The 23,272-nt window shown below is 39.1% G+C and carries 18 protein-coding genes; 1 reads left to right on the plus strand and 17 read right to left on the minus strand.

What is annotated here, in order from left to right:
• The 9 genes from fmt to V179_RS0119260 form a co-directional block, all read right to left on the minus strand.
• Nucleotides 1–948 (minus strand): methionyl-tRNA formyltransferase, encoded by a 948-nt coding sequence (fmt, locus tag V179_RS0119220; RefSeq protein ID WP_028392903.1) that lies wholly within the window; start codon nucleotides 946–948, stop codon nucleotides 1–3.
• The gene (gene def, locus V179_RS0119225) at nucleotides 948–1,430 is read right to left on the minus strand and encodes a peptide deformylase (protein ID WP_028392904.1); all 483 of its coding nucleotides are present in this window, start codon (nucleotides 1,428–1,430) and stop codon (nucleotides 948–950) included. Before def ends, fmt begins: the two co-directional genes overlap by 1 nt.
• Nucleotides 1,431–1,788: 358 nt before the next feature.
• Complete coding sequence (priA, locus tag V179_RS0119230; RefSeq protein WP_028392905.1) at nucleotides 1,789–4,200, minus strand: primosomal protein N'; 2,412 nt, start codon at nucleotides 4,198–4,200, stop codon at nucleotides 1,789–1,791.
• A gap of 6 nt (nucleotides 4,201–4,206) precedes the next feature.
• Nucleotides 4,207–5,415 carry a bifunctional phosphopantothenoylcysteine decarboxylase/phosphopantothenate--cysteine ligase CoaBC gene (gene coaBC, locus V179_RS0119235; RefSeq protein ID WP_028392906.1) on the minus strand — a complete coding sequence of 403 codons (1,209 nt, stop codon included), beginning with the start codon at nucleotides 5,413–5,415 and terminating at the stop codon, nucleotides 4,207–4,209.
• Between the two features lie 899 nt (nucleotides 5,416–6,314).
• A complete protein-coding gene (gene rpoZ / locus V179_RS0119240) occupies nucleotides 6,315–6,521 on the minus strand; it encodes a DNA-directed RNA polymerase subunit omega (RefSeq protein ID WP_028392907.1) in 207 nt (68 codons plus the stop codon).
• A 3-nt stretch (nucleotides 6,522–6,524) separates the two neighbouring features.
• Nucleotides 6,525–7,139, minus strand: a complete 615-nt coding sequence (gene gmk, locus V179_RS0119245; RefSeq protein WP_028392908.1) for a guanylate kinase — start codon at nucleotides 7,137–7,139, stop codon at nucleotides 6,525–6,527.
• Nucleotides 7,140–7,148: 9 nt separating this feature from the next.
• A complete protein-coding gene (gene remA, locus V179_RS0119250) occupies nucleotides 7,149–7,412 on the minus strand; it encodes an extracellular matrix/biofilm regulator RemA (protein ID WP_028392909.1) in 264 nt (87 codons plus the stop codon).
• Nucleotides 7,413–7,465: 53 nt separating this feature from the next.
• On the minus strand, nucleotides 7,466–8,341 hold the full coding sequence (locus tag V179_RS0119255) for a YicC/YloC family endoribonuclease (RefSeq protein ID WP_028392910.1): 876 nt from the start codon (nucleotides 8,339–8,341) through the stop codon (nucleotides 7,466–7,468).
• Between the two features lie 521 nt (nucleotides 8,342–8,862).
• Nucleotides 8,863–11,541, minus strand: a complete 2,679-nt coding sequence (locus V179_RS0119260; protein ID WP_028392911.1) for a calcium-translocating P-type ATPase, SERCA-type — start codon at nucleotides 11,539–11,541, stop codon at nucleotides 8,863–8,865.
• 340 nt (nucleotides 11,542–11,881) lie between these two features.
• On the opposite strand from V179_RS0119260, the gene V179_RS0119265 reads away from it, so the two are divergent.
• Nucleotides 11,882–13,597, plus strand: a complete 1,716-nt coding sequence (locus tag V179_RS0119265) for an Rqc2 family fibronectin-binding protein (RefSeq protein ID WP_028392912.1) — start codon at nucleotides 11,882–11,884, stop codon at nucleotides 13,595–13,597.
• 138 nt (nucleotides 13,598–13,735) lie between these two features.
• Here the strand turns inward: V179_RS0119265 and pyrE are convergent, their stop codons facing one another.
• From pyrE to V179_RS0119305, 8 genes are read right to left on the minus strand one after another with little or no spacing between them, the layout of a single operon-like run.
• Complete coding sequence (gene pyrE, locus V179_RS0119270) at nucleotides 13,736–14,371, minus strand: orotate phosphoribosyltransferase (protein ID WP_034302040.1); 636 nt, start codon at nucleotides 14,369–14,371, stop codon at nucleotides 13,736–13,738.
• Nucleotides 14,361–15,083: an orotidine-5'-phosphate decarboxylase gene (gene pyrF, locus V179_RS0119275; protein WP_028392914.1), complete on the minus strand. Its 723-nt coding sequence runs from the start codon at nucleotides 15,081–15,083 to the stop codon at nucleotides 14,361–14,363. The genes pyrE and pyrF overlap by 11 nt, the downstream gene beginning before the upstream one ends.
• Nucleotides 15,055–15,996, minus strand: a complete 942-nt coding sequence (locus tag V179_RS0119280; RefSeq protein WP_028392915.1) for a dihydroorotate dehydrogenase — start codon at nucleotides 15,994–15,996, stop codon at nucleotides 15,055–15,057. Before V179_RS0119280 ends, pyrF begins: the two co-directional genes overlap by 29 nt.
• Entirely contained in the window at nucleotides 15,993–16,775 is a 783-nt protein-coding gene (locus V179_RS0119285) for a dihydroorotate dehydrogenase electron transfer subunit (protein WP_028392916.1), read from the minus strand. The genes V179_RS0119280 and V179_RS0119285 overlap by 4 nt, the downstream gene beginning before the upstream one ends.
• Nucleotides 16,772–19,978 (minus strand): carbamoyl-phosphate synthase large subunit, encoded by a 3,207-nt coding sequence (gene carB, locus V179_RS0119290; protein ID WP_028392917.1) that lies wholly within the window; start codon nucleotides 19,976–19,978, stop codon nucleotides 16,772–16,774. The genes V179_RS0119285 and carB overlap by 4 nt, the downstream gene beginning before the upstream one ends.
• The gene (locus V179_RS0119295; protein ID WP_028392918.1) at nucleotides 19,957–21,063 is read right to left on the minus strand and encodes a carbamoyl phosphate synthase small subunit; all 1,107 of its coding nucleotides are present in this window, start codon (nucleotides 21,061–21,063) and stop codon (nucleotides 19,957–19,959) included. The genes carB and V179_RS0119295 overlap by 22 nt, the downstream gene beginning before the upstream one ends.
• Nucleotides 21,060–22,346: a dihydroorotase gene (locus V179_RS0119300; protein WP_028392919.1), complete on the minus strand. Its 1,287-nt coding sequence runs from the start codon at nucleotides 22,344–22,346 to the stop codon at nucleotides 21,060–21,062. Before V179_RS0119300 ends, V179_RS0119295 begins: the two co-directional genes overlap by 4 nt.
• On the minus strand, nucleotides 22,309–23,244 hold the full coding sequence (locus tag V179_RS0119305; RefSeq protein ID WP_028392920.1) for an aspartate carbamoyltransferase catalytic subunit: 936 nt from the start codon (nucleotides 23,242–23,244) through the stop codon (nucleotides 22,309–22,311). The genes V179_RS0119300 and V179_RS0119305 overlap by 38 nt, the downstream gene beginning before the upstream one ends.
• Nucleotides 23,245–23,272 lie beyond the last annotated feature (28 nt).

The following is a 23,272-nucleotide window of genomic DNA, read 5'->3' on the forward strand; positions in this document are numbered from 1 at the left end:
TTATTCTCCTAACTTTAAGCCAACCCTAATAAATGAGCCCGCTCCGCGTAAATAATCTTTTGCCGACATTTTTTTCTTGCCAGCAGGTTGAAGCTCAATAATTAAAATAGCAGTCGTATTCCCGGTACCAACAACAATACCCTCTTCAAGAACATCTATCACTACACCTGGCTGAGCCGGGGTTGTAAGCTGTATTTTTTTTGTCTTCCATACTTTAAGTGTTTCACCATTTAATAGCGTGTAAGCGACTGGCCAAGGATTTAAGCCGCGAACATGATTATATATGTCTTCACCATTTTTGTCCCAGTCAATCTTTTCCTGTTCTCGTTTAATATTAGGTGCAAATGTTGCTTCTGCATCATTTTGCTTAACAGGGGTTATTTCATTATTAAATAGTTTAGGTATAGTATCAGCAAGTAAGTCAGAACCTACTTTACTTAATTTTTCATGTAAAGTTCCAACATTATCTTCTTCTTCAATCTTAATTTCTGCTTGGGTTAAAATATCTCCAGCATCTAGTTTCTCAGCCATATACATAATGGTAATTCCGGTTTTTTCTTTTCCTTGTAAAATGGAATAATGGATCGGTGCTCCGCCTCGTAATTCTGGTAAAAGGGAAGCGTGGACATTGATACAGCCATATTCAGGAGCTTCTAACAATTTATTCGGAAGAATTTGGCCAAAAGCGGCTGTGATAATTAAATCCGGTTTTAATGCAAGGATTTCTTCTAATGACTCTTCATTGCGGATTTTTTCAGGCTGATAAACAGGGATTCCTTGTTTCACTGCTTCTATCTTCACAGGTGGAGGAGTCATTACTTTTTTTCTTCCTACTGGTCGGTCTGGCTGGGTAACAACAGCAATTACATCATAACCTTCTTTAATTACCCGCTGCAGCACAGGAACGGAGAAATCCGGTGTTCCCATAAAAATAATTTTTTTCGTCATTACGCTTCCTCCTTTTCCAGTTCCTCTTCCGTTAGATAACGGCTGACTTTAGTTGTAAAGAGCACACCGTGTAAATGGTCGATTTCATGGAGAATTGCTCGAGCAAGAAAGTCTTTAGCTTCTAATTCGTAAAAACCACCTTTACGATTTTGAGCTCTGATTTTCACTTTATATGGACGTTCAACTTCTCCATATAAATCCGGAAAACTTAAACATCCTTCAGGACCCGTTTGGTTTCCATCGACCTCTAAAATAACTGGATTAATCATTTCTATTGTTCCGTGATGATCGTCAATATCAACAACGGCAATTTGTTTCTTCACACCGATTTGCGGAGCGGCTAGACCTACCCCATCCGCTTCAATCATTGTGTCATACATATTTGTTAACAGCTTAGCCAATTTTTTATCAAAATCTGTTACTTTTTCACATTCTTGTTCTAAAATTTCATTTGGATACAAAACAATCGGTAAAATAGTCAAAACTTATAATTCCTCCTATAAAGTGAAACTTCAATCAGTGGGGGTTTTCTTCACCCCCACTGATTGTTAGTCCCGTTCTACTATCGCTAATATCTCCGCTACCGCGTAGATAAAGCGATACTACGAACCCGAATTAATGAATCACAGACTAAGTGCGCCGCGTCCTCATGTCTTCGTCTGTGTGACCCACATCCTGTGGGCCTCAACTATACCTTTGAAGATTGCAGGTAAGTTTCACAGTATCTCATCAATCGGGCTTTTACGGGCAGTTATCCCCTACCTACGTTTCTTCGACTCCTCTATGCCTTAAGGTGGGGGTTACTGCCCGTTAAAGCGGGATAGAAAAACACGGTTGATTCTACATCATCATTTGTGGATTTAAATCAATCGAAATATTCAAATGTTGTTGTGCGAGTTCCTGCTGATAATGATCAATAATTGTTTTAAAACATTGTCGGAGCTTTGGTTCCCGTTTGTATTTTATCAGACATTGATAGCGATATCTATTGTTAATCCGGCTAATGGGCGATGCCGATGGTCCAAGTATTAATGCTCCTTCGCTTAAACCATTTCTCATAAAGGTTGATATTTTTTCAGTTACTGAAACAGCGGTCATTAAGTCTTCATGAGAAACGGTAACGAGGGCGATATAATAATAAGGCGGATAGTGATTGGTCCTTCTTATTATCATCTCTCTAAGATAAAAGGTGTAATAATCCTGCTGACCTGATAACTCAATGCTGTAATGCTCAGGCGTGTACGTTTGAATGACTACTTCTCCCGTCAATTCATGGCGGCCCGCTCGTCCTGACACTTGAGTTAATAATTGAAAGGTCTTTTCTGAGGAACGAAAATCGGGTAGATGTAGCATCGTGTCAGCTGACAAAACACCGACTAAGGTAATATTAGGAAAATCTAATCCTTTTGCAATCATCTGTGTACCTAAAAGGATATCTGCCTTACCTTCCCCAAATGCTTGCAGGAGGCGCTCATGCGACCCTTTCCTAGTCGTCGTATCGACATCCATTCGAATCACTTTAGCTTCGGGCAATATTTTCGCCAATTCCTCTTCAACTTTCTGAGTACCTGTACCAAAGAAGCGAATATGCTCACTTTCACATTCTGGACAATCAGCTAACATGGATTCCTCATGTCCGCAATAATGGCATTTTAATGAATGATTCGATCGGTGATACGTAAGTGAAATTTCACAGTTTGGACAATTCGCTACATATCCACAACTTCTACACATCACGAAAGAAGAATGTCCTCTTTTATTTAGCATTAAAACGGTTTGTTGTTTTTTTTCTAAACGATCTTGAAGCTTCGTAAATAAAATTTGAGAAAACATTGATCTGTTGCCGTTACGCAATTCTTCTCGCATATCAACGATTTCTACTGCAGGAAGTGCATGATCATTCATCCGTTTACTTAAGGTAAGAAGTTTGTAAACATTTTTTTGCGCTCTTGCAAATGATTCAAGTGTCGGTGTCGCGCTGCCAAGGATGACCGAACAATTATGGAATTTTGCCCTTTGTATAGCTACATCTCTCGCATGGTATCGAACGGTTTCTTCTTGTTTATAACTGGATTCATGCTCTTCATCGATAATAATGATGCCCAGATTTTCAAACGGAGCAAATACGGCAGAACGAGCGCCGACCACGACTTTTACCTCTTTACGGTGAATCTTTCTCCATTCATCGTATTTCTCACCAATGGATAAGCCGCTGTGCATAACGGCAACTTGTTCACCAAACCGCTCCTTAAATCGTTTTACTGTTTGTGGAGTTAATGAAATTTCGGGTACGAGCATGATTGCCTCGCCGCCTTTTTTTATCACATCGTCAATCGCTTGTAAATAAATTTCTGTCTTTCCACTGCCGGTAACCCCATATAATAAAAAAACATCATGACGATCATTCTTTATCGATTCCTTAATCGGAGCAATAGCTATTGCTTGTTCGTCCGTTAATTTGAAAAATGGTTTCTTTGCAAATGTTCGATTTTCATAAGGATCACGATACACTTCTTCATTGGATTCCACTAAAATCTCTTTATCAATGAGCGCCTTCACCGTGCCATTAGATGCATGTGTAATATCTAATAATTCCTTAAGAAATACCTTTTTTGGCGTTTCAATGAAAAAATCCAAGATATCATGCTGCTTCTTTGCTGTTTTTGGAAGTGATTTCTTTACCTGTATTAAACCTTCCTTGTTCAATGCAGGTATGATCATTCGCATCGTTTTTTTATTATTTCTGTTTTTCACATAATAAAGAACTTCTAGGTGACCATTTCGAACCTCTTTTTGGAAAAGCGAGGCCATATCACCTTCTATGACCTCCTTCCAGGAAAGAGCGTCTTTATTCTCCATCATTTGTAAAATGATTGGATGAACCTGATTTCTTTGTTGATCATTTATTTTAATGATTTTTTCGTATTTCGCTTTCATTGCAGATGGAAGCATAGCCTGAAAAGCGGAAATCTTATAGCATAGTGTCTCTTCTGTTAACCAATCTCCTAAAGCAAGTAGTTCATCATTTAAAACAGGATCAATATCCATCGGTTCTTTAATAGACCTAAGTTTTTTCCATTGGCTTTTTTCTTTCAAGCTAGTTACAAATCCTTGAACCATTCTTGGACCGAATGGAACTATGACTCGCATACCAGGCTGAATGATATGAACCCATTTATCTGGAATCATATAATCAAATTCACGGTCTGTTTGCTTTGCAGGGACGTCAACAATGACAGTTGCTATGTTCATGTAACATCATTCCTTTTTCAACATCTCCACAACTTCTAACAAGACTGCTTTAGCTGTTTCAGCCTTACTCATTAAAGGAAGTTCAAGATTAGTTCCGTCTTTTTTAAAAATCGTGACAATGTTTGTATCATGACCAAACCCCGCACCTTCGCTTGTTACATTATTAGCTACAATCATATCAGCATTTTTTCTTTGCAGTTTCCCTACCGCATACTCTTTGAGATTGTCTGTTTCTGCTGCAAAGCCGACCAAAATTTGCTTTGTTTTTTTCTTACCAAGCTCTAGCAAAATATCTTTCGTTCGTTCTAATTCAATAACACTATCCCCTGGTTGTTTCTTCATTTTTTTCGAATGAATAAATTTAGGTGTATAGTCACTAACGGCGGCTGATTTAATAACTACATCTGCCTCTTTATAAACTTTCATCACTTGTTCGTACATTTCTGAAGCAGTCTCAACCTGTACTGTTTCCGCTTTTTGGGGAGGCAGTATTGAAACAGGTCCAGAGATTAATTTAACCTCCGCACCTAAAGCAAGGGCTTGTTCAGCAAGAGCATAGCCCATTTTTCCGGTCGAAAGATTCGTAATATATCGTACTGGATCAATATGTTCTCTTGTAGGTCCTGCTGTTATGACAATCTGTTTACCACTCAATGGTAATACTTTCGTTGTTTTTGAAAAAAATGCTGAAAGTTGTTCAACAATCGTTTCAGGTTCTTCTAAACGCCCCTTTCCTGTATAGCCACATGCTAAATATCCCTCTGATGGTTCAATGAACGAATAGCCATAGTTTTTCAAGGTTGCCATGTTTTTCTGAACAGCTGGATGGGCATACATATGAACATTCATCGCTGGAGCAATCCAGACAGGTGCAACAGTTGCTAATAATGTCGTTGAAATCATATTATCAGCTATTCCATTTGCAATCTTTCCAATCATATTAGCTGTTGCAGGAGCAATTAATATCACGTCCGCCCAATCAGCCAAATCAATATGGGCAATAACTGCTGAATTTTTTTCATCAAATGTATCTATATATACATCATGCCGTGACAAAGCTTGGAACGTTAGCGGAGTCACAAATTTTCCCGCTGATTCACTCATCATCACCTTCACTTGTGCACCTTGCTGAGTTAGTTTACTCGTTAGTGCAGCAGCCTTAAAAACCGCAATCCCACCAGTTACACAAAGAAGGATCTTTTTATTAGTAAGCATACTTTTCCCCCCAACACTTGTTCTTTTTTCATTATGAAGGATAACATTAAAAGTGCAAGCACCTTGTTTAAGGTTGAACCGCTTAGTTAATTATGGACTAATCCCTAAACCACTCTGCTATACAATCTGCAGGACTTAACAAAGCTGCTTTGCTGAATAGGAGTTGTTCATGTCCCAATCAAATTGCTAAGCTCTTATCTCAAAAAAGTTGACTACTTGAGCTGGAATACTCACCGAAACATTCACCCTTATCTAACCAATCAAAGATTTTACTTAAAGCGAGGCGATTGCCGTGTCGGGATTTGCATACATTAGTTTGCCACATTGTATCAGAGCTTATGAACTTGTGAGGGTTTTATAACCGTAGCTAGATTAAGTAGTAATCGCTCCTATTTTTCTTGATTCTCTAACAAACATCATGTACACATTGTTGTTTATTCCGGAATAACGGCAGTCCAGTCCCCCACCTCAAGGCTTAAAGGAACCAAGGAAGCGTAGGTGGGGATAACTGGCAGTAAAAGCCCGATTGGTGAGATACAGTGAAACTTGCCTTTGTGGTTTTCAAAGGGATAGTTGAGGCCATCAGGATGTGGGTCACACAAACAGTAGACTAAAGGACGGGACACACTTAGTCTGTGATACAGCGGACCCTAGTTAGTACTATCGATTGATCGAAGCGCGTGCTTCGATCTTAGCGACAGTACGACGGGACTAACAATCAGTATGGATGGAGCCCCACTGATTTAAGTTTCACTTTATTTAAGATGAATAGAATGCAAGAAAGGGCCGGACTTCCAAATCAATAGCTTCATCTGCCATTGTTCTGAGAAAGTCTGACCCTTGTCTGTCAAAAGTTACCATCCAGCCAAAAGCTGTTTTTGCTTTCTTACAATTAATACTTACTTTTCTTCATATTGGTTATCATACGATAAATTACCTGAATGAATTTCTTCCAGAGCACGACCTACTGATTTATAAGACACAGGCTTTTCGATTCTGCAATCATTTTTAATTTGCATTTGTCTTGCACGTTTAGCCGCAACGGATACAAGTGAATATTTAGAATCAATTTTCAGTAATAATGAGTCGATAGATGGATATAGCATAATTTATTCAACCTCCAGCATTTTTTTATAACGGGTAGATACGCGTTCACGCTTGCAATGTTCAGCAATCACAATTGCATTAATTCGCTGACAGGCATGAACTACATGGTCATTTTCAACAACATAATCATATAAATCCATTAATTCAATTTCTGCTTTTGCAGCGAGCATTCGTTGACGAATTAATTCTTCTGATTCTGTACCACGGTTGACAATTCTACTCTCCAACTCAGACAGACTCGGCGGAGCAAGGAATATAAATAATCCCTCAGGAAATTTTTCTCTAACTTGGCGAGCTCCTTGTACTTCAATTTCCAGAAATACATCTTTGCCAGAATCTAATGTTTCACGAACATAATCAACAGGCGTGCCATAATAATTACCAACAAACTCTGCATATTCTAGTAATTTGCCTTGTTCAATCAGAACTTCAAATTCTTCACGACTTTTAAAAAAGTAATCAACTCCATCTACTTCTCCTTCTCGTGGAAAGCGAGTTGTCATAGAAATGGAATATTCGAATGCTGTATTAGGTTGTGAAAAAATTTCTTTTCTTACTGTTCCTTTTCCAACTCCGGATGGACCAGATAAAACAATTAATAAACCTTTTTCTCTCATAGTGTTTCCTTACCCCTCTTCTACACTTTCATCCCGGTCATGAAGACGGGCTGCAACCGTTTCAGGCTGGACGGCAGACAAAATAACATGATCACTGTCAGTAATGATTACCGCCCGCGTTCTTCTACCGTAAGTAGCATCTATTAGTGAACCTCGATCACGTGCATCTTGGATAATTCGTTTGATTGGAGCCGATTCCGGACTCACGATTGATACTATACGATTAGCCGAAACAATATTTCCAAAACCAATATTTATGAGCTTTATAGACATTTTCGTCCCCCATCCATATCTAGTGTCGCCTCAATCAAAAGAACATAAACAGACTACTCGATATTTTGAACTTGTTCTTTCATTTTTTCAAGTAAACTTTTCATTTCGACTACATTTTTAGTTATAGTTGAATCATTTGCCTTCGATCCTATCGTATTTACTTCACGATTCATTTCCTGTACAAGAAAATCAAGTTTTCGTCCGATAGGTTCTTTGTGCTCAAGTGCGTTTAAAAATTGAATTTTATGGCTTTCAAGCCTGGTTAACTCCTCATTAATATCCGCTTTATCAGCAAAAATAGCTACTTCAGTCAATAGTCTACTTTCTTCTACAAGCCCATTAGTAAAATCATTTAGCTTTTGGGCGAGACGTTCACGATACTGATAGCTCACTGAGGGTGCATATTGTTTTAATTCATCCACTACAACTTGAAATTTTCCAAGTTGTTCCTGCAAATCATTATACAGCTCTATCCCTTCCTGAAGTCTCATTTCTTTAAGATTTTCAAGAGCTTCCATAAAGGCGGCAAATAGGACGGTCTCCATATCCTTATTTTCAGTTGGTTCCTCTTCGACTGACAACAGTTCTTCCAGTTGAAGTACCTCATGAAGGGTTACAGATGTATCAAGTTGATATTTTTCCTTCATTTGATTCATCAATGAAAAAAATTGATTAGTCAGCTCCCAATCTACCATAAGTTTCTTAGAAACAAGTCCTTCACCTATTACGGTGATAAATATTTCTGCACGGCCTCTTCTTATGCATTCACTCGCTTTTTTCTTTAATTTATCTTCAAGCACTAGAAGCTGGCGTGGTAGGCGAATCACGAATTCACAAAAACGATGGTTAACGGTCTTCATTTCTACCGTAACCTTAATTTTATCTTGTTCAGCTTTACCTCTTCCATAACCGGTCATACTGACTACCATAGCATCACTTCCTATTTAACAAAATAATAGATGATAACAATCGAAAGGGTCGCCATTGGTTCATGTTGAACAGTTAATATATACGTCAATCAAGATTAGTCATCCTTATAGTGGATGTTCAAAAAGAATGGTAAAAATAGCTTGTGAATTACAGCAAAGCTCCGTCTCTTCAGTCCCACGTATGAATGCATACGCAAAGGTCTAGAGATGATCAGCTTCTCGGCTCTTTTTATCCTCCTTTTTGAACACGCACTTATATGTGCATATGTAATTTGGTATGGTCGTCATATAATCTATTCAAATTAAAAAGGTAATAGAGACAGACTCTACTACCTTAGTGATTATAACACAGTTTCCCCCGGTTTAACAGGCTGTAAAACCATTCACTACAATTTTTATAAGTAGATAAAAGTTTTGTTTTTGTATATTTCCCAGCTCAAAAAAACCCTATTATTCATGAACTCAGAATATAAATGTATTTCTTCTTTTCTCTAGCCGACTCTCAAAAACTACACTCTACATTACTTAGTTTTTCTTAGTAGAAACGATCCAGCAAGTAAAAAAGTTGGAATAGATGCCATGCCAATTACTAGTAACCAATCACGCATAACAATCGGCAATGTATGAAAAATCGGTTGAAACGGTGGATAATAGATGACAACGATCATCAATATTAGAGATGAGACTACTGCACCAATCAAATATTTATTACCAAACGGATTTCTAGAAAATATCGATTTTTCACTACGGCAATCAAATACATGAATTAACTGCGCTAAAACGAGTGTTGCAAACGCAATTGTTTGTGCATAAACAAGATTGTCTGGATTGTTTTTATAGACGACAATGAAAGCTATTAAAGTCGCTAGCCCAATTAATATTCCACGTGAAATAATTTTCCACCCTAGCCCCCTTGCAAAAACTCCTTCATTCGGATGACGGGGTTTGCGTTTCATTAAATCTCCCTCCGCTTTGTCAAGCCCTAAAGCCATAGCCGGCAATCCATCTGTTACAAGGTTAACCCATAGAATTTGGATGGGAACGAGAGGAAGCGGCAATGCCATTAGCATAGCAAAAAACATTACCATTATTTCTCCGACATTGGATGCAAGTAAATACCTAATAAATTTTCGGATATTTTCATAAATATTTCGCCCTTCAGCAATTGCAGATTTAATGGAAGCGAAATTATCGTCAAGTAAAATTAGAGATGAAGCTTCTTTTGCTACATCTGTTCCGGTAATTCCCATAGCAATCCCAATATCAGCTGTTTTAATCGCCGGTGCATCATTTACTCCATCACCAGTCATAGCCACAATATGTCCTTTATTTTGGAATGCTTTGACGATCTTCAACTTATCTTCAGGAGATACACGAGCAAACACTGCCACATTTTCAACAACATCCTCTAGGTCGCTTGCAGACATTTCTGTCAACTGCTTTCCTTCCATCACCTTTTCTTTTCCTCGTAAAATTCCCAATTGACTAGCAATAGCTTTCGCGGTTTGTGCATGGTCGCCTGTAATCATTACCGTTTTAATTCCTGCTTCTCTGCTTTCTTTTACAGCAAGACCAACTTCAGGTCTTGGAGGGTCTATCATGCCTTGTAAACCAATAAAGACTAAATTCTTTTCTGCTTCTGCTTCATCCAGCAAAATGGTCCCAGGTGATAACGGTTTATAGCCGATCGCAATAGTCCGCAAAGCTTGACTAGCAAGACCATTAATCGCCTCTTGTACATGTTTAATATTTTCTTTCGAAAGGAATTGTGATTTCTGCGACCATAGAATCGACTCACACCGAGAAATCAATACGTCAGGAGCTCCTTTTACTACAACAAATTGCTTGCCATTCTCGTCTTTAACAATGACGCTCATCATTTTTCTTGTCGAATCGAATGGAAATTCCTTCACAATCGTAAAATTATTCATAATCGATTCACGGGTTAATCCTGCTTTCATAGCACTTACAAGCAAAGCACCTTCAGTTGGATCTCCATCTACTACATATTTATCATCTTTTAATGCCAAATCTGCATGGTTACAAAGTAGCCCAAATGTAAGCAGCTGATGCAGAGGTTTTTCTGATTTCGGAGCTATCTTTTTTTCTCCTTCAAAAAATTCACCATCAGGCTGATACCCAGTACCTGTTACACTCCATGTTTTTCCTCCACTCCAAACATGGGTCACTGTCATTTTATTTTGCGTCATCGTTCCGGTTTTGTCGGAACAAATGACTGAGGCGCAACCTAATGTTTCAACAGCAGGGAGCTTACGTACGATCGCATTTTTTCGAATCATTCGCTGCACACCGAGCGATAATGCTACCGTAACGATAGCGGGCAGTCCTTCCGGTATTGCAGCTACTGCAAGTGAAACTCCAGACAAGAACATCGTATATAGATCATTCCCCTGCAAGATCCCTGTCGCTACTACAACAATTGTCAAGAAAATCGCTGTAAAAATAAGGATTTTCCCTAATTGTTCAAGTCTACGTTGCAACGGTGTGATCTGCGTTTCAGTAGATTGGAGTAAGTCGGCAATTTTCCCCATTGCCGTTTCCATTCCCGTTGCAACGACTACCCCTGTTCCACTTCCTCGAGTCACCATCGTTCCCATAAATGCATGATTAGCCTCATCACCGATACTTTCAACTTCATATAGAATCGCTTCGCTTAGCTTTGCAACAGGTACAGATTCTCCAGTAAGAGCAGATTCTTCAATTTCTAAAGATGCCGATTCAATGATTCTTATATCAGCACCAACCCTATCACCGCTCGTAAATTTTAAAATATCACCGACGACAACTTCTCGGGACGGTATCCTTTTCCATTCACCATCCCTAAGAACTTGTACTTGTGGCGCTGCCATTTGCTTTAACGCTTCAAGAGATTTCTCTGCTTTCCGTTCCTGAAAAAATCCTAAAAAACCATTCACTAAAATGATGGCAATGATTGCAATTGCATCGATGTATTCACCAAGAATTCCTGAAATTAAAGTCGCAGCAAGTAAAACTATGACCATAAAATCCTTAAACTGCGCAAAAAATAACAGGATAGCTGATTGTTTTTCACCCTCTTGAAGTTCATTATATCCCTTTATTTTCTGCCTCTTACTAACTTCTTCCTCATTTAGACCTAGCCGAACATTCGTTTCTAAGGCCGTCTCTATTTGTTGCGTATCCATTTCTCTGAACTTCATTAAATATCACACATCCTCCACATAGAATGAATCAATCCCTGCCCAGACAATGTAGATTAATTTCGCTTATCATACTTCTTCGTTGTAACCAAACTCTGCTATCTTTTAAGCTTTCAATAATATCCCCTTAAACTTGTCTTAATTCATGTTTATTCAGACTCGTCCTAAAACATGCTATAATTACGAAAAGTAGGAAGGTATCCCATAGCGATAGAGTATTGACCTCGCAAACTAATGTACATAGATTATATGTAGTGTTTTAATACTGTATATTGCGGTAAGTGCGGGGGCAGAACCTTTTGCAACAGGTAAAAAATAAAAATAAAGGAAGTATAAACAAATGTCGTTTGACGGTTTATTTACAAAAGCAATGACAGAAGAAATATCTTCTCAACTGAACGGTGGAAGAATCAATAAAATTCACCAGCCTTACAAAAATGAACTCATCCTTATCATTCGTGCTGGCGGGAAAAATCATAAACTCTTACTATCAGCACACCCAAGTTATGCAAGATTTCAACTTACAAAAGAAACCTATGAAAACCCAAAAGAACCACCGATGTTTTGCATGTTGCTACGCAAACATTTAGAAGGCTATACAATTGAGAACATTTACCAAGAGGGCCTTGATCGGATGCTAATGATTGAAGTAAAAGGCAGAAATGAGCTCGGGGACCTGTCACAAAAACTATTAATTGTGGAAATAATGGGACGCCATAGTAATATTATCTTGATAGATAAAGAAAAAAACATGATTTTAGATAGCATTAAACATGTTTCCTATGCGGTAAATAGTCATCGGGCCATCTTGCCTGGACAAACCTATATTGCACCACCAGCTCAGGAAAAAAAGAATCCCTTTACTGCTACAGAAGATGATGTCCTAAAAGCAATTGATTTTAATGCAGGTAAAGTGGATAAACAACTGGTGGCCAATTTCGCTGGTGTCTCACCATTATTTGCGAAAGAAGTGATTCTTACAGCAGGTCTAGTAAACCGGTCTACACTCCCCACCGCTTTTTTATCATTAATAAAGAAACTTGCGGACAGTGAATATTCACCTATTATTGTGAATTCTGGTGAAAAAGAAGCATTCTATATGATAGAACTAAAACATATTCAAGGTGATAGCCATTCCTTTGCTACGTTAAGCGAAATGCTAGATCGCTATTATTTTGGTAAAGCTGAGCGAGATCGAGTGAAACAGCAAGGCAATGATCTGGAACGATTTATTGCGAATGAATTAGAAAAAAACAAAAAGAAAATTGGCAAACTTGAAAGAACTTTGCAAGAAAGTGAACGTGGAGAAGAATATCAACTGTTCGGTGAGTTAATAACTGCGAATCTTTATCAAATGAAACGTGGTATGAAGGAAATTGAAGTGATTAATTATTACGAAGAAGATGGCCGTACGGTTACCATTAGATTGAATCCACAAAAGACTCCGGCAGAAAATGCACAGAAGTATTTCTCGAAATATCAAAAAGCAAAAAACGCTGTTGTCTATGTTCAAGAACAAATTAAAAAAGCGGAAGCTGAAGTCGCCTATTTCGATCGTTTGCACCAGCAGCTACAATCTGCTTCACCAAAAGATATTGACGAAATACGTGAAGAGCTACAAGAAGAAGGCTATATAAAAAAGAAACACAAAAAAGGCATGAAAAAGCCCGCAAACCAAAAGCCACAGCTTGAACAATATTATTCAAGCGATGGCACGCAAATCTTTGTAGGTAAAAATAATAAACAAAATGAGTATTTAACAAATAAATTTGCACGTCGTGATGAAATCTGGCTGCATACTAAAGACATTCCTGGCTCCCATGTCGTCATCCGCAGTGAAGATCCAAGTAACGAAACGATCAAAGAGGCTGCAGGATTGGCGGCTTACTTTAGCAAAGCCCAAACGTCTAGTTCTGTACCGGTCGATTTCACAAAGATACGCTATGTAAAAAAACCGAACGGCTCAAAACCTGGCTTTGTTATATACGATAACCAACAAACGGTTTATGTGACACCAAGCCCAGATCAAGTCATTGGATTGAAGGTTGAAAAATAGAGTAAATTTTTATATAAAGCGATGAACAAAAAAAGGGTCTGACCTCACACTCTATATAACGTTTATTGTACGATGTACATGTTAAATAAACGATTATAGTAGTTGTGAGGTCAGACCCAAAAGCTTTCATTTATTAATTTATACGGTCATCCATGTTGTATCTGTAGGGTTTATTCTCCATTTATTTAATTTCTCAATATCATCTTCCAAAATATACCCTTCACGGCTTGCAACTTGGATTAAGCTAGAATAATCACTTAGAGAGTAAGAGCGAATATTCGCTGCTTCAAGTTGTTTTCTTCCTTCCTCTAATCCATATGTAAAGATCGATACGACCCCTAATACATCACAGCCTGCTTCACGAAGAGCCTGCACGGATTCAATCACACTTCCTCCTGTGGAAACAAGATCTTCAATGACAATTACTCTATCACCTGACCCTACTTTTCCTTCTACTTGATTGCCTTTCCCATGGCCTTTTGGTTTAGAACGTACATAGCACATCGGCAGATTCATATTCTCGCTTACCCAAGCAGCATGGGCAATCGCACCTGTCGCTGTCCCAGCAATAATCTCGGTCTCAGGAAAGTGTTCTTCAATTAATGTTTGCAACCCAGTCGCGATTTGTCTACGAACATCAGGATAAGAGAGGGTTAATCTGTTATCACAATAAATGGGGGATTTAATACCAGAGGACCATGTGAATGGGTCATTCGGTTGTAAAAATACGGCTTTAATTTTCAATAATTGTTCTGCAATTTGTTCATTTAACATCTTCAATACCCTCCCAGGCTTGTTTGATCGTTTGGTAAGCGGATAGTGGATCTTCTGCTCCAGTAATCGCCCTGCCGACGACTATGAAGTTTGACCCGAGCTCTCTCGCCTTTTCCGGAGTTGCAATTCTAATCTGGTCGTGTGCATTGCCATTTGCCATACGAATACCTGGCGTCACTGTTAGGAAATTTGTGCCTAATGCAGTATGGATGTCACTTACTTCAAGTGGTGAACAGACCACCCCATCTAATCCTGATTGTTTAGCTAGTCGAGCATAATGGAGCACTGAGCGTTCCAATTCTCCTTCGATCAATTGTTCCTTATTCATCTGGCTAGTGCTGGTGCTCGTTAACTGAGTAACGGCAATACAAGTTGGTCTTTTTTTTCCGGATAGCGTCCCGGAATTTAGACCTTCCCATGCGGCCTCCATCATTCTTTGACCACCTGCAGCATGCACATTAGTCATATCTACTTCAAGACCAGCAAGTACTTTCATAGCACTTTTCACTGTATTAGGAATATCATGAAGCTTTAGATCAAGGAACACTTGATGATTATTTTCTTTTAAAAACTCTATAATAGCAGGGCCTGATTGATAATATAATTCCATCCCTACTTTTACAAATAATTTTTCTGTTTGGAATTTAGATAAAAAATCTTTCGTTTCCTTTATTCCTGGAAAATCAAGCGCGATGATTGGCAAATTGCGCATGTTTATTCCAACTCCTTCCCGTACATTCTGATATATGATTAAATCCTAATTTTTTTAGAAGAACGGGTAACTCTTCTATAATTTTGGGGCAAACAAATGGATCGGTAAAATTAGCAGTTCCTACAGCGACAGCACTTGCTCCTGCATAGAAAAACTCGATTACATCTTCAGCCGTCATGATCCCCCCCATACCAATGATTGGAATGTTTACTGCTTGACTCACTTCATAAATCATTCGTATGGCGACTGGTTTAATCGCTGGACCGGATAAACCACCTGTTTTATTGGCAAGGATTGGCTTACCAGTTTTCATATCAAGACGCATGCCCATTAATGTATTAATCATTGTTAAGCCATCGGCTCCCCCTGCCTCAACCGCTTGAGCCATTTCCACGATGTTTGTAACATTAGGAGATAGCTTCACATATACCGGAACTTCTGAGACAGCTTTTACTGCTTCTGTTACTTTTCTGGCAACGACAGGATCCGTACCGAACGTGATCCCACCTTCTTTGACATTTGGGCAGGAAATATTCAGTTCAAGGGCCTTTACATTACTTACTTTGCTGATTTCCCTAGCAACAGTTACATAATCTTCTACTTGAGATCCTGCTATATTAGCAATAATCGGTACATCAAACTGGTTAAGACGTGGTAATTCATCTTTCATAACGTTCATTAAACCTGGGTTTTGCAATCCGATTGCATTTAGCATACCTGAAGACGTTTCGGCAACTCTTGGTGTCGGATTACCAAAACGTGGTTCGGGAGTTGTTGCTTTTACCATAATCGCACCAAGAATATTCAAATCATACAAATTCCCGAATTCTTTACCGAAACCAAAACAGCCAGATGCAGGCATAATTGGGTTTTTCAAATCTAAACCTGGTAATTGGATATCAAGCATATTCATAGAACCACCTCTCCCGCACGAAAGACCGGACCGTCACTACATACTTTTTTATATTGAAAACCTGTCGGATCATCAGCTGTATGGCAAACACAAGCAAAGCAAGCGCCGATGCCACAGCCCATCCGTTCTTCAAGTGATAGAAATACTTCTTTCGTTTCTTTGTAGGCAGACTCCAATGCACGAAGCATTGGAGTTGGTCCACAGGCAAAGATTGTTGTATAGCTATTACTTAATATATCAATAACATCTGTTACGAACCCTTTCGTTCCATGGCTGCCATCGACCGTTGTAATATATGTTTCACCCAACGCTCGGAACTTCTCTTCATAAAAAACCGTTGCAGCATTTTGAAAGCCTAGGACATGGATAACATTTACACCTAATTTCGTTAACCGTTTTGATAGTTCGTATAAAGGAGGAACACCAATCCCTCCTCCAACCAACAACGCTGTTTCTCCTGAAATCGCGACCTCTGGTGTAAAACCATTTCCGAGTGGTCCAAGAACATCAATTTCAGTGTCATTCTTTGCTTGCGACAACAGAAAGGTCCCTTTTCCCTCTGCACGATACACCATTGTAAATGTATTGTTCTCTTTGTCGATTGCCGAGATGCTAATCGGTCTTCTTAAAAGCGGTTCATACCCGTTTCCTGTCTTAATGTGTACAAATTGCCCTGGTTGATTCATTTCAGAAACAAGGCTTCCGGATAAAGTCAGCTCATAAATCGATTCGGCAATTTCTTGTTGGCTGACGATCTTCATTGCCTCATTTTTTATCATGTATAAATAACCTCCCGACTCTGAGATGCATGTTCCATTGGCTCTGCTGTAAAATTCATTGACTCGATTACGCCAAGAATCGCTTCAGCTGTATCAAGGGATGTTAGACAAGGGATATTATTTTCAACGGATTCGCGGCGGATCCGGAAACCGTCACGTTCAGGCTGCTTTCCTTTCGTTAATGTATTCACAACGAGCTGTGCTTCACCCATTCTAATAACATCCAGCACATTTTTATTCTCCGAACCGATTTTATCAACGATCGACACTGGGATGTTTTCATTTTTCAGCATAGCTGCAGTACCGCTTGTTGCAATCAAGTTATAACCAATTGCATGAAAGCGTCTTGCAAGCTCTAACACTTCTTCTTTATCTTTGTCAGCCACTGTCAACAAGACTGATCCATGTTCTCTAACTTTCATACCAGATGCTACGAGCCCTTTGTACAACGCTTTTTCCAACGTAACGTCCTTACCCATTACTTCACCTGTAGATTTCATTTCAGGCCCTAAAGTAATATCAACTCTTTTTAATTTTGCAAAAGAGAAAACAGGTACTTTTACATAGACGCCCTTCTTCTCAGGCACAAGACCATTAATAAACCCTAGTTCCTCTAATGTCTTACCAAGAATAACCTTCGTAGCAAGATTAGCCATCGGAATATTCGTGATTTTACTTAAAAACGGAACTGTACGGCTAGATCGAGGGTTCACTTCAATTACATATACTTCATCTTTACTGATGACATATTGAATGTTAAGTAAGCCGATGATATTAAGTCCTTTTGCTAATTTCTCAGTATACTCTACGATTTTCTCCATTTGCAAAGCGGTAATATTCTGCGGAGGATAGACGGCAATAGAGTCGCCTGAATGGACGCCAGCACGCTCGATATGTTCCATTATTCCCGGAATCACAACTGTATTTCCATCTGAAATGGCATCTACTTCAATTTCTTTTCCTGTTAAATAACGATCAATCAAGACAGGGTGTTCCGGATTAATTTTTACCGCATGTTTCATATAGTGTAGAAGTTCTTCTTCTTTATCGACAATTTCCATCGCTCTACCACCAAGAACGTAGGAAGGCCTAACTAATGTAGGATAGCCGATTTCTGTTGCAATTTTAACTGCTTCTTCGACCGAAAAGGCTGTTTTTCCTTTTGGTTGTGGAATCGCCATTTCTGATAATGCATGTTCAAACTTATCTCTGTTCTCTGCTCGGTCTAAATCTTCAAGTGATGTTCCAAGGATCGTCACGCCATGTTCCGCTAATTGTGCAGCAAGATTGATCGCCGTTTGGCCGCCAAATTGGACGACAACCCCAATTGGTTTTTCAAGATCAATCACATGCATAACATCTTCAATGGTCAGCGGTTCAAAATACAATTTGTCAGAAATACTGAAATCCGTTGATACAGTTTCTGGATTATTGTTGATAATAATTGCCTCATACCCAGCTTCTTTAATCGCCCAAACTGAGTGAACAGTCGCATAATCAAACTCTACACCTTGACCGATGCGGATTGGACCTGACCCAAGTACAACAACACTTTTCTTATCTGTCACTACCGACTCATTCTCATCCTCAAACGTTCCATAAAAGTACGGTGTCTCTGACTCGAATTCTGCAGCACATGTATCGACCATTTTGTATACAGGCATGATTCCTTTTTCTTTTCGCCACTTGTATACCGTTATTTCTTGTTCTTGCCAAAGTGATGCGATTTTTTTATCAGAAAAGCCCATTTGCTTACCTGTCAATAAAATTTCTTCATCAAACGGATTCTGCTTTAATACTTGTTCAAACTCTACGATGTTTTTTAATTTTTGTAAGAAAAATAAATCGATTTCGCTCCATTCATGAATCGTTTGAATCGTCACACCTCTTCGGAGAGCTTCGCCGATATAAAATAATCGTTCGTCGCCAGCTTTTCGAATTCTCTTTTCTATTACAGCATCATTAGTATCATCTTGTAGCTCTAAATGATGAAATCCTGCTTCTAGTGAACGGACCGCTTTTAAAATGGACTCTTCGAATGTTCGACCGATTGCCATAACTTCGCCCGTTGCTTTCATTTGTGTTCCAAGGTTCCGATTTGCTGATTCGAATTTATCGAATGGCCAGCGAGGAATTTTCGTTACGACATAATCCAAAGCTGGTTCAAAGCTTGCATAGGTTTTTCCTGTTACTGGATTCATCATTTCATCTAGCGTTAAACCAACGGCAATCTTTGCAGCTAGTTTAGCGATCGGATAGCCTGTTGCTTTTGATGCAAGTGCAGAAGAACGACTTACACGCGGGTTCACTTCAATCACATAATATTGATAGCTGTATGGGTCAAGTGCAAGCTGGACATTACAGCCCCCTTCGATCTTCAGCGCTCTAATTATTTTCAATGATGTGTTTCTAAGCATTTGATATTCACGGTCACTTAATGTTTGGCTTGGCGCAGCTACGATTGAATCACCTGTATGAACTCCTACTGGGTCGAAATTCTCCATATTGCAGACAACGATAGCATTGTCATTCGCATCACGCATGACTTCATATTCAATTTCTTTGAAGCCGGCAATGCTTTTTTCTAGCAAGCATTGAGTTACCGGACTACTTTTCAAACCTCCCGTTACAATTTCAAGTAGTTCGTCTTCATCAGAACAAATCCCGCCGCCTGTTCCGCCTAATGTAAAGGCAGGGCGGACAATTACTGGGTAGCCAACACGTTCTACGAATTTTTTTGCTTCTTCTAAGTTATGAATAATTTCACTGTCCGGTACAGGTTCGCCAAGCTCATTCATTAAGCTACGGAATAAATCTCGATCTTCTGCTTGTTGAATCGCAGATAGTTTCGTTCCAAGAATTTCGACGCCGCATTCTTCAAGAATGCCAGCATTCGCAAGTTCTACAGCCATATTCAGTCCCGTCTGTCCTCCCAATGTCGGCAATAAAGCATCAGGACGTTCTTTACGGATAATTTTACTTACGAATTCAAGTGTGATCGGCTCGATATAAACTTTGTCAGCCATTTCACTGTCAGTCATAATCGTCGCTGGATTTGAATTAATCAAAATGACGCGGTATCCTTCTTCTTTTAAAGCCATACAAGCTTGAGTTCCTGCATAATCAAATTCTGCTGCTTGGCCGATAACTATAGGACCTGAACCAATCACAAGGATGCTTTTTATATTCGTACGTTTCGGCATAATTCTTCCCCCTTCAAGGCATGTGCTTCAATCATTTTGTAAAATTCATCAAATAAGTAATTAGCGTCTTCTGGACCTGGCGATGCTTCTGGGTGGTATTGTACAGTAAATGCTGGGTATGATTTATGCTTTAACCCTTCAATCGTTGCGTCATTCAATGCAATATGAGTCACTTCAAGGTCTGTACCCTGGATCGAGTCTGCATTTACGGTATAGCCATGATTCTGAGATGTCAAAGCAACTTTTCCAGTTCGTAAGTCTTTAACTGGATGATTCGAACCGCGGTGACCGAATTTCATTTTTTCCGTTTTGCATCCATTTGCTAAAGCAAACAACTGATGACCTAAACAAATCCCAAAAATCGGAACTTTCCCTTGTAATTCTTTTATCATTTCAATCGCACATGTTACATCTTCTGGATCTCCAGGTCCGTTCGACAGCATGATACCATCAGGATGGAGATTTAACACTTCTTTAGCCGTAGAATTATGTGGGACAACTATTACATCAAATCCACGGTCATTCAAATCTCTTAAAATACCTTGTTTCATTCCATAATCTACAAGTACGACCCGATATCCTCTGCCTGGATTACGATATGCTGTTTTCGTCGAAACTTGTTTCACTTGGTTAACAGGCAAAACAGTTGCTTTCATTTGCTCAATAATACCTTCTGGTTTATGTTGGAGGTCGCAAATGAATCCTTTTAATGTTCCATGGTTTCGAATGATTCTTGTAAGTTTTCTTGTATCTATGCCACTTATCCCAGGAATCCCCTTTTGTTTTAAAAATTCATCCAAAGACAGTTCACTGCGCCAATTTGATGGCAGATCAGCAACTTCTTTAACGACCATACCAGCAATCGCTGGATGAATCGATTCAAAATCATCACGATTTATTCCGTAATTTCCGATCAGTGGATATGTTAAGGTTACAATTTGGCCACAGTATGACGGGTCTGACAAAATCTCTTGATACCCTGTCATTCCTGTATTAAATACAACCTCACCAATTTTTTCAGTCGAGCTACCAAATGCTTTTCCAATAAAAACCGTACCATCTTCAAGGATTAGTTGTCTTTTCATTGTGTAACACTTCCTTTTTCCCAAGCTACTTTACCTGCTGCAATTGTCATAACCGGCCATCCGGTACATGATTGACCATGAAATGGTGTATTTTTTCCTTTAGAGACAAACTCATTACGATCAATAATTTGTTCTAGTTCCAAATCAAGTAAAACAATATCTGCTATAGCTCCTTCTTTGATCTCACCATATGGAAGGGAGAATGCCTCAGCAGGTTTTTTTGTCATATAATCAAGTAACTGTCCTATTGTAAGAATTTCTGTTTTTACAAAATGTGTATATAAAAGTGGGAATGCAGTCTCTAAACCAACAATTCCAAATGGAGCGAATTCCATGCCTTCTGCTTTTTCCTTCTCATGATGGGGAGCATGGTCAGTCGCAATAAAGTCAATCGTACCGTCCAATAATCCTTCTATCAAAGCAGTCCGATCATCTTTACCTCTTAATGGTGGATTCATTTTATAATTCGTATCCAATTCTGGAATATCTTCATCACATAAAAGAAGATGATGTGGAGACACCTCAGCCGTAACATGAATTCCTGCCCGCTTAGCATCTCTAACTACTCTTACCGATTCCTTTGTACTTATATGGCACACATGATAATGACAACCCGCAGCTTCTGCAAGTAGAATGTCACGAGCAATATGTACAGATTCACATACAGATGGGATCCCCCTGAGGCCATGAGTTTCAGAAAAACTCCCCTCATGGACGCACCCTTTATTGATTAATGTTTCCTCTTCACAATGAGCAACGATTGGCATACCAATCGCTGCCGCCCGTTTCATTGCTTCAAGCATCATTCCTGCATTCTGAATCCCCACGCCATCATCAGTAAAAGCAAATGCGCCTGTTTCTTTCAAAGTAGCGAAATCCGTGAGTTCTTTTCCTGCTTCTCTTATTGTAATTGACGCATATGGTAGTACGCGTACATGTGCAGTTTCATTTATTATTGTAAGAATACTCTCAAGATGTTCCTTCGTATCAGGAACAGGACGTGTATTCGGCATTGTAGCTAGCGTTGTGTAACCGCCCTTTGCAGCGGCAAGAGTACCAGAAGCGATGGTTTCTTTATGTTCACCTCCTGGTTCTCGTAAATGTACATGAAGATCGATAAGACCTGGGGCAACAAGCATTCCTGAAGCATCAATAATGTCACAGTTTTCCACTGATAAATTTGGGCCAATTTTTGTAATGATATTTCCTTCTATTTCAATATCTGCATTAAATACTTGGTGGTTTTTATCGAGCAATACTCCATTTTTGATTAATTTCTTCATGAATATTTCCCCCTTTTTTTTCTGCTAGCACTGTTTTTAATACGGCCATTCTCATATATACACCATTTTCCATTTGCTTAAAGATCCGTGATCGCTCACATTCGACTAGTTCACTATCTATTTCTACATCACGATTGATTGGTGCTGGGTGCATGATAATGGCTCGCTTTTTCATTGTTTTTTCGCGTTTTTTTGTGAGACCGTATCTTTGTAAGTAATCATCCACCTTTTTCTCACTGTTTTGCTGATGACGTTCATGCTGAATCCGTAATAGCATAACAACATCAGCAGTGGCAATCGCTTCATCAATAGCTTCATAATTCCCCTGACTAATACCATGATTAAACCATTCAGGTGGTCCGGAGAAAACGACAGTCGCACCTAATCTAGTGAGGGCATCTGCATTCGATCTTGCTACTCTGCTATGTAATATGTCACCGATAATGGCAATTTTCAGCCCTTTAAAACTATGAAACTCTTGCTTAATCGTCATTAAATCGAGAAGGGATTGAGTAGGATGATGACCGCAACCATCACCTGCATTGATCACTGGGATTTTCAATTTGCCAACAAGTTCATTAAAGTATTGATCCGTCTCATGTCTAATCACAAGAGCCTCTACACCAATTGACTCTAATGTTTTAGCCGTATCATACAGCGTTTCTCCTTTCAGAACACTAGATGTTCCCGCATCAAAAGGAATAACTTCTAATCCAAGCTTTCTTTCGGCAACTTCAAAACTACTTTTTGTTCTTGTACTAGCTTCAAAAAATAAATTAGCAATCATGGTCTGTCCCGATGGTCTCCACGTTTCCCCATTCGCAAACCGCTCTGCTTCTACAAGCAACTGCTCAATTTCAATCGTAGTTAATTCACTCATTGTTAATAAATTTTTCATGATGATGATCCCTCCCTATTTACGATTA

Origin of the sequence: Bacillus cihuensis, assembly GCF_000504145.1 — a bacterium.
Classification (GTDB): domain Bacteria; phylum Bacillota; class Bacilli; order Bacillales; family DSM-1321; genus Peribacillus; species Peribacillus huizhouensis.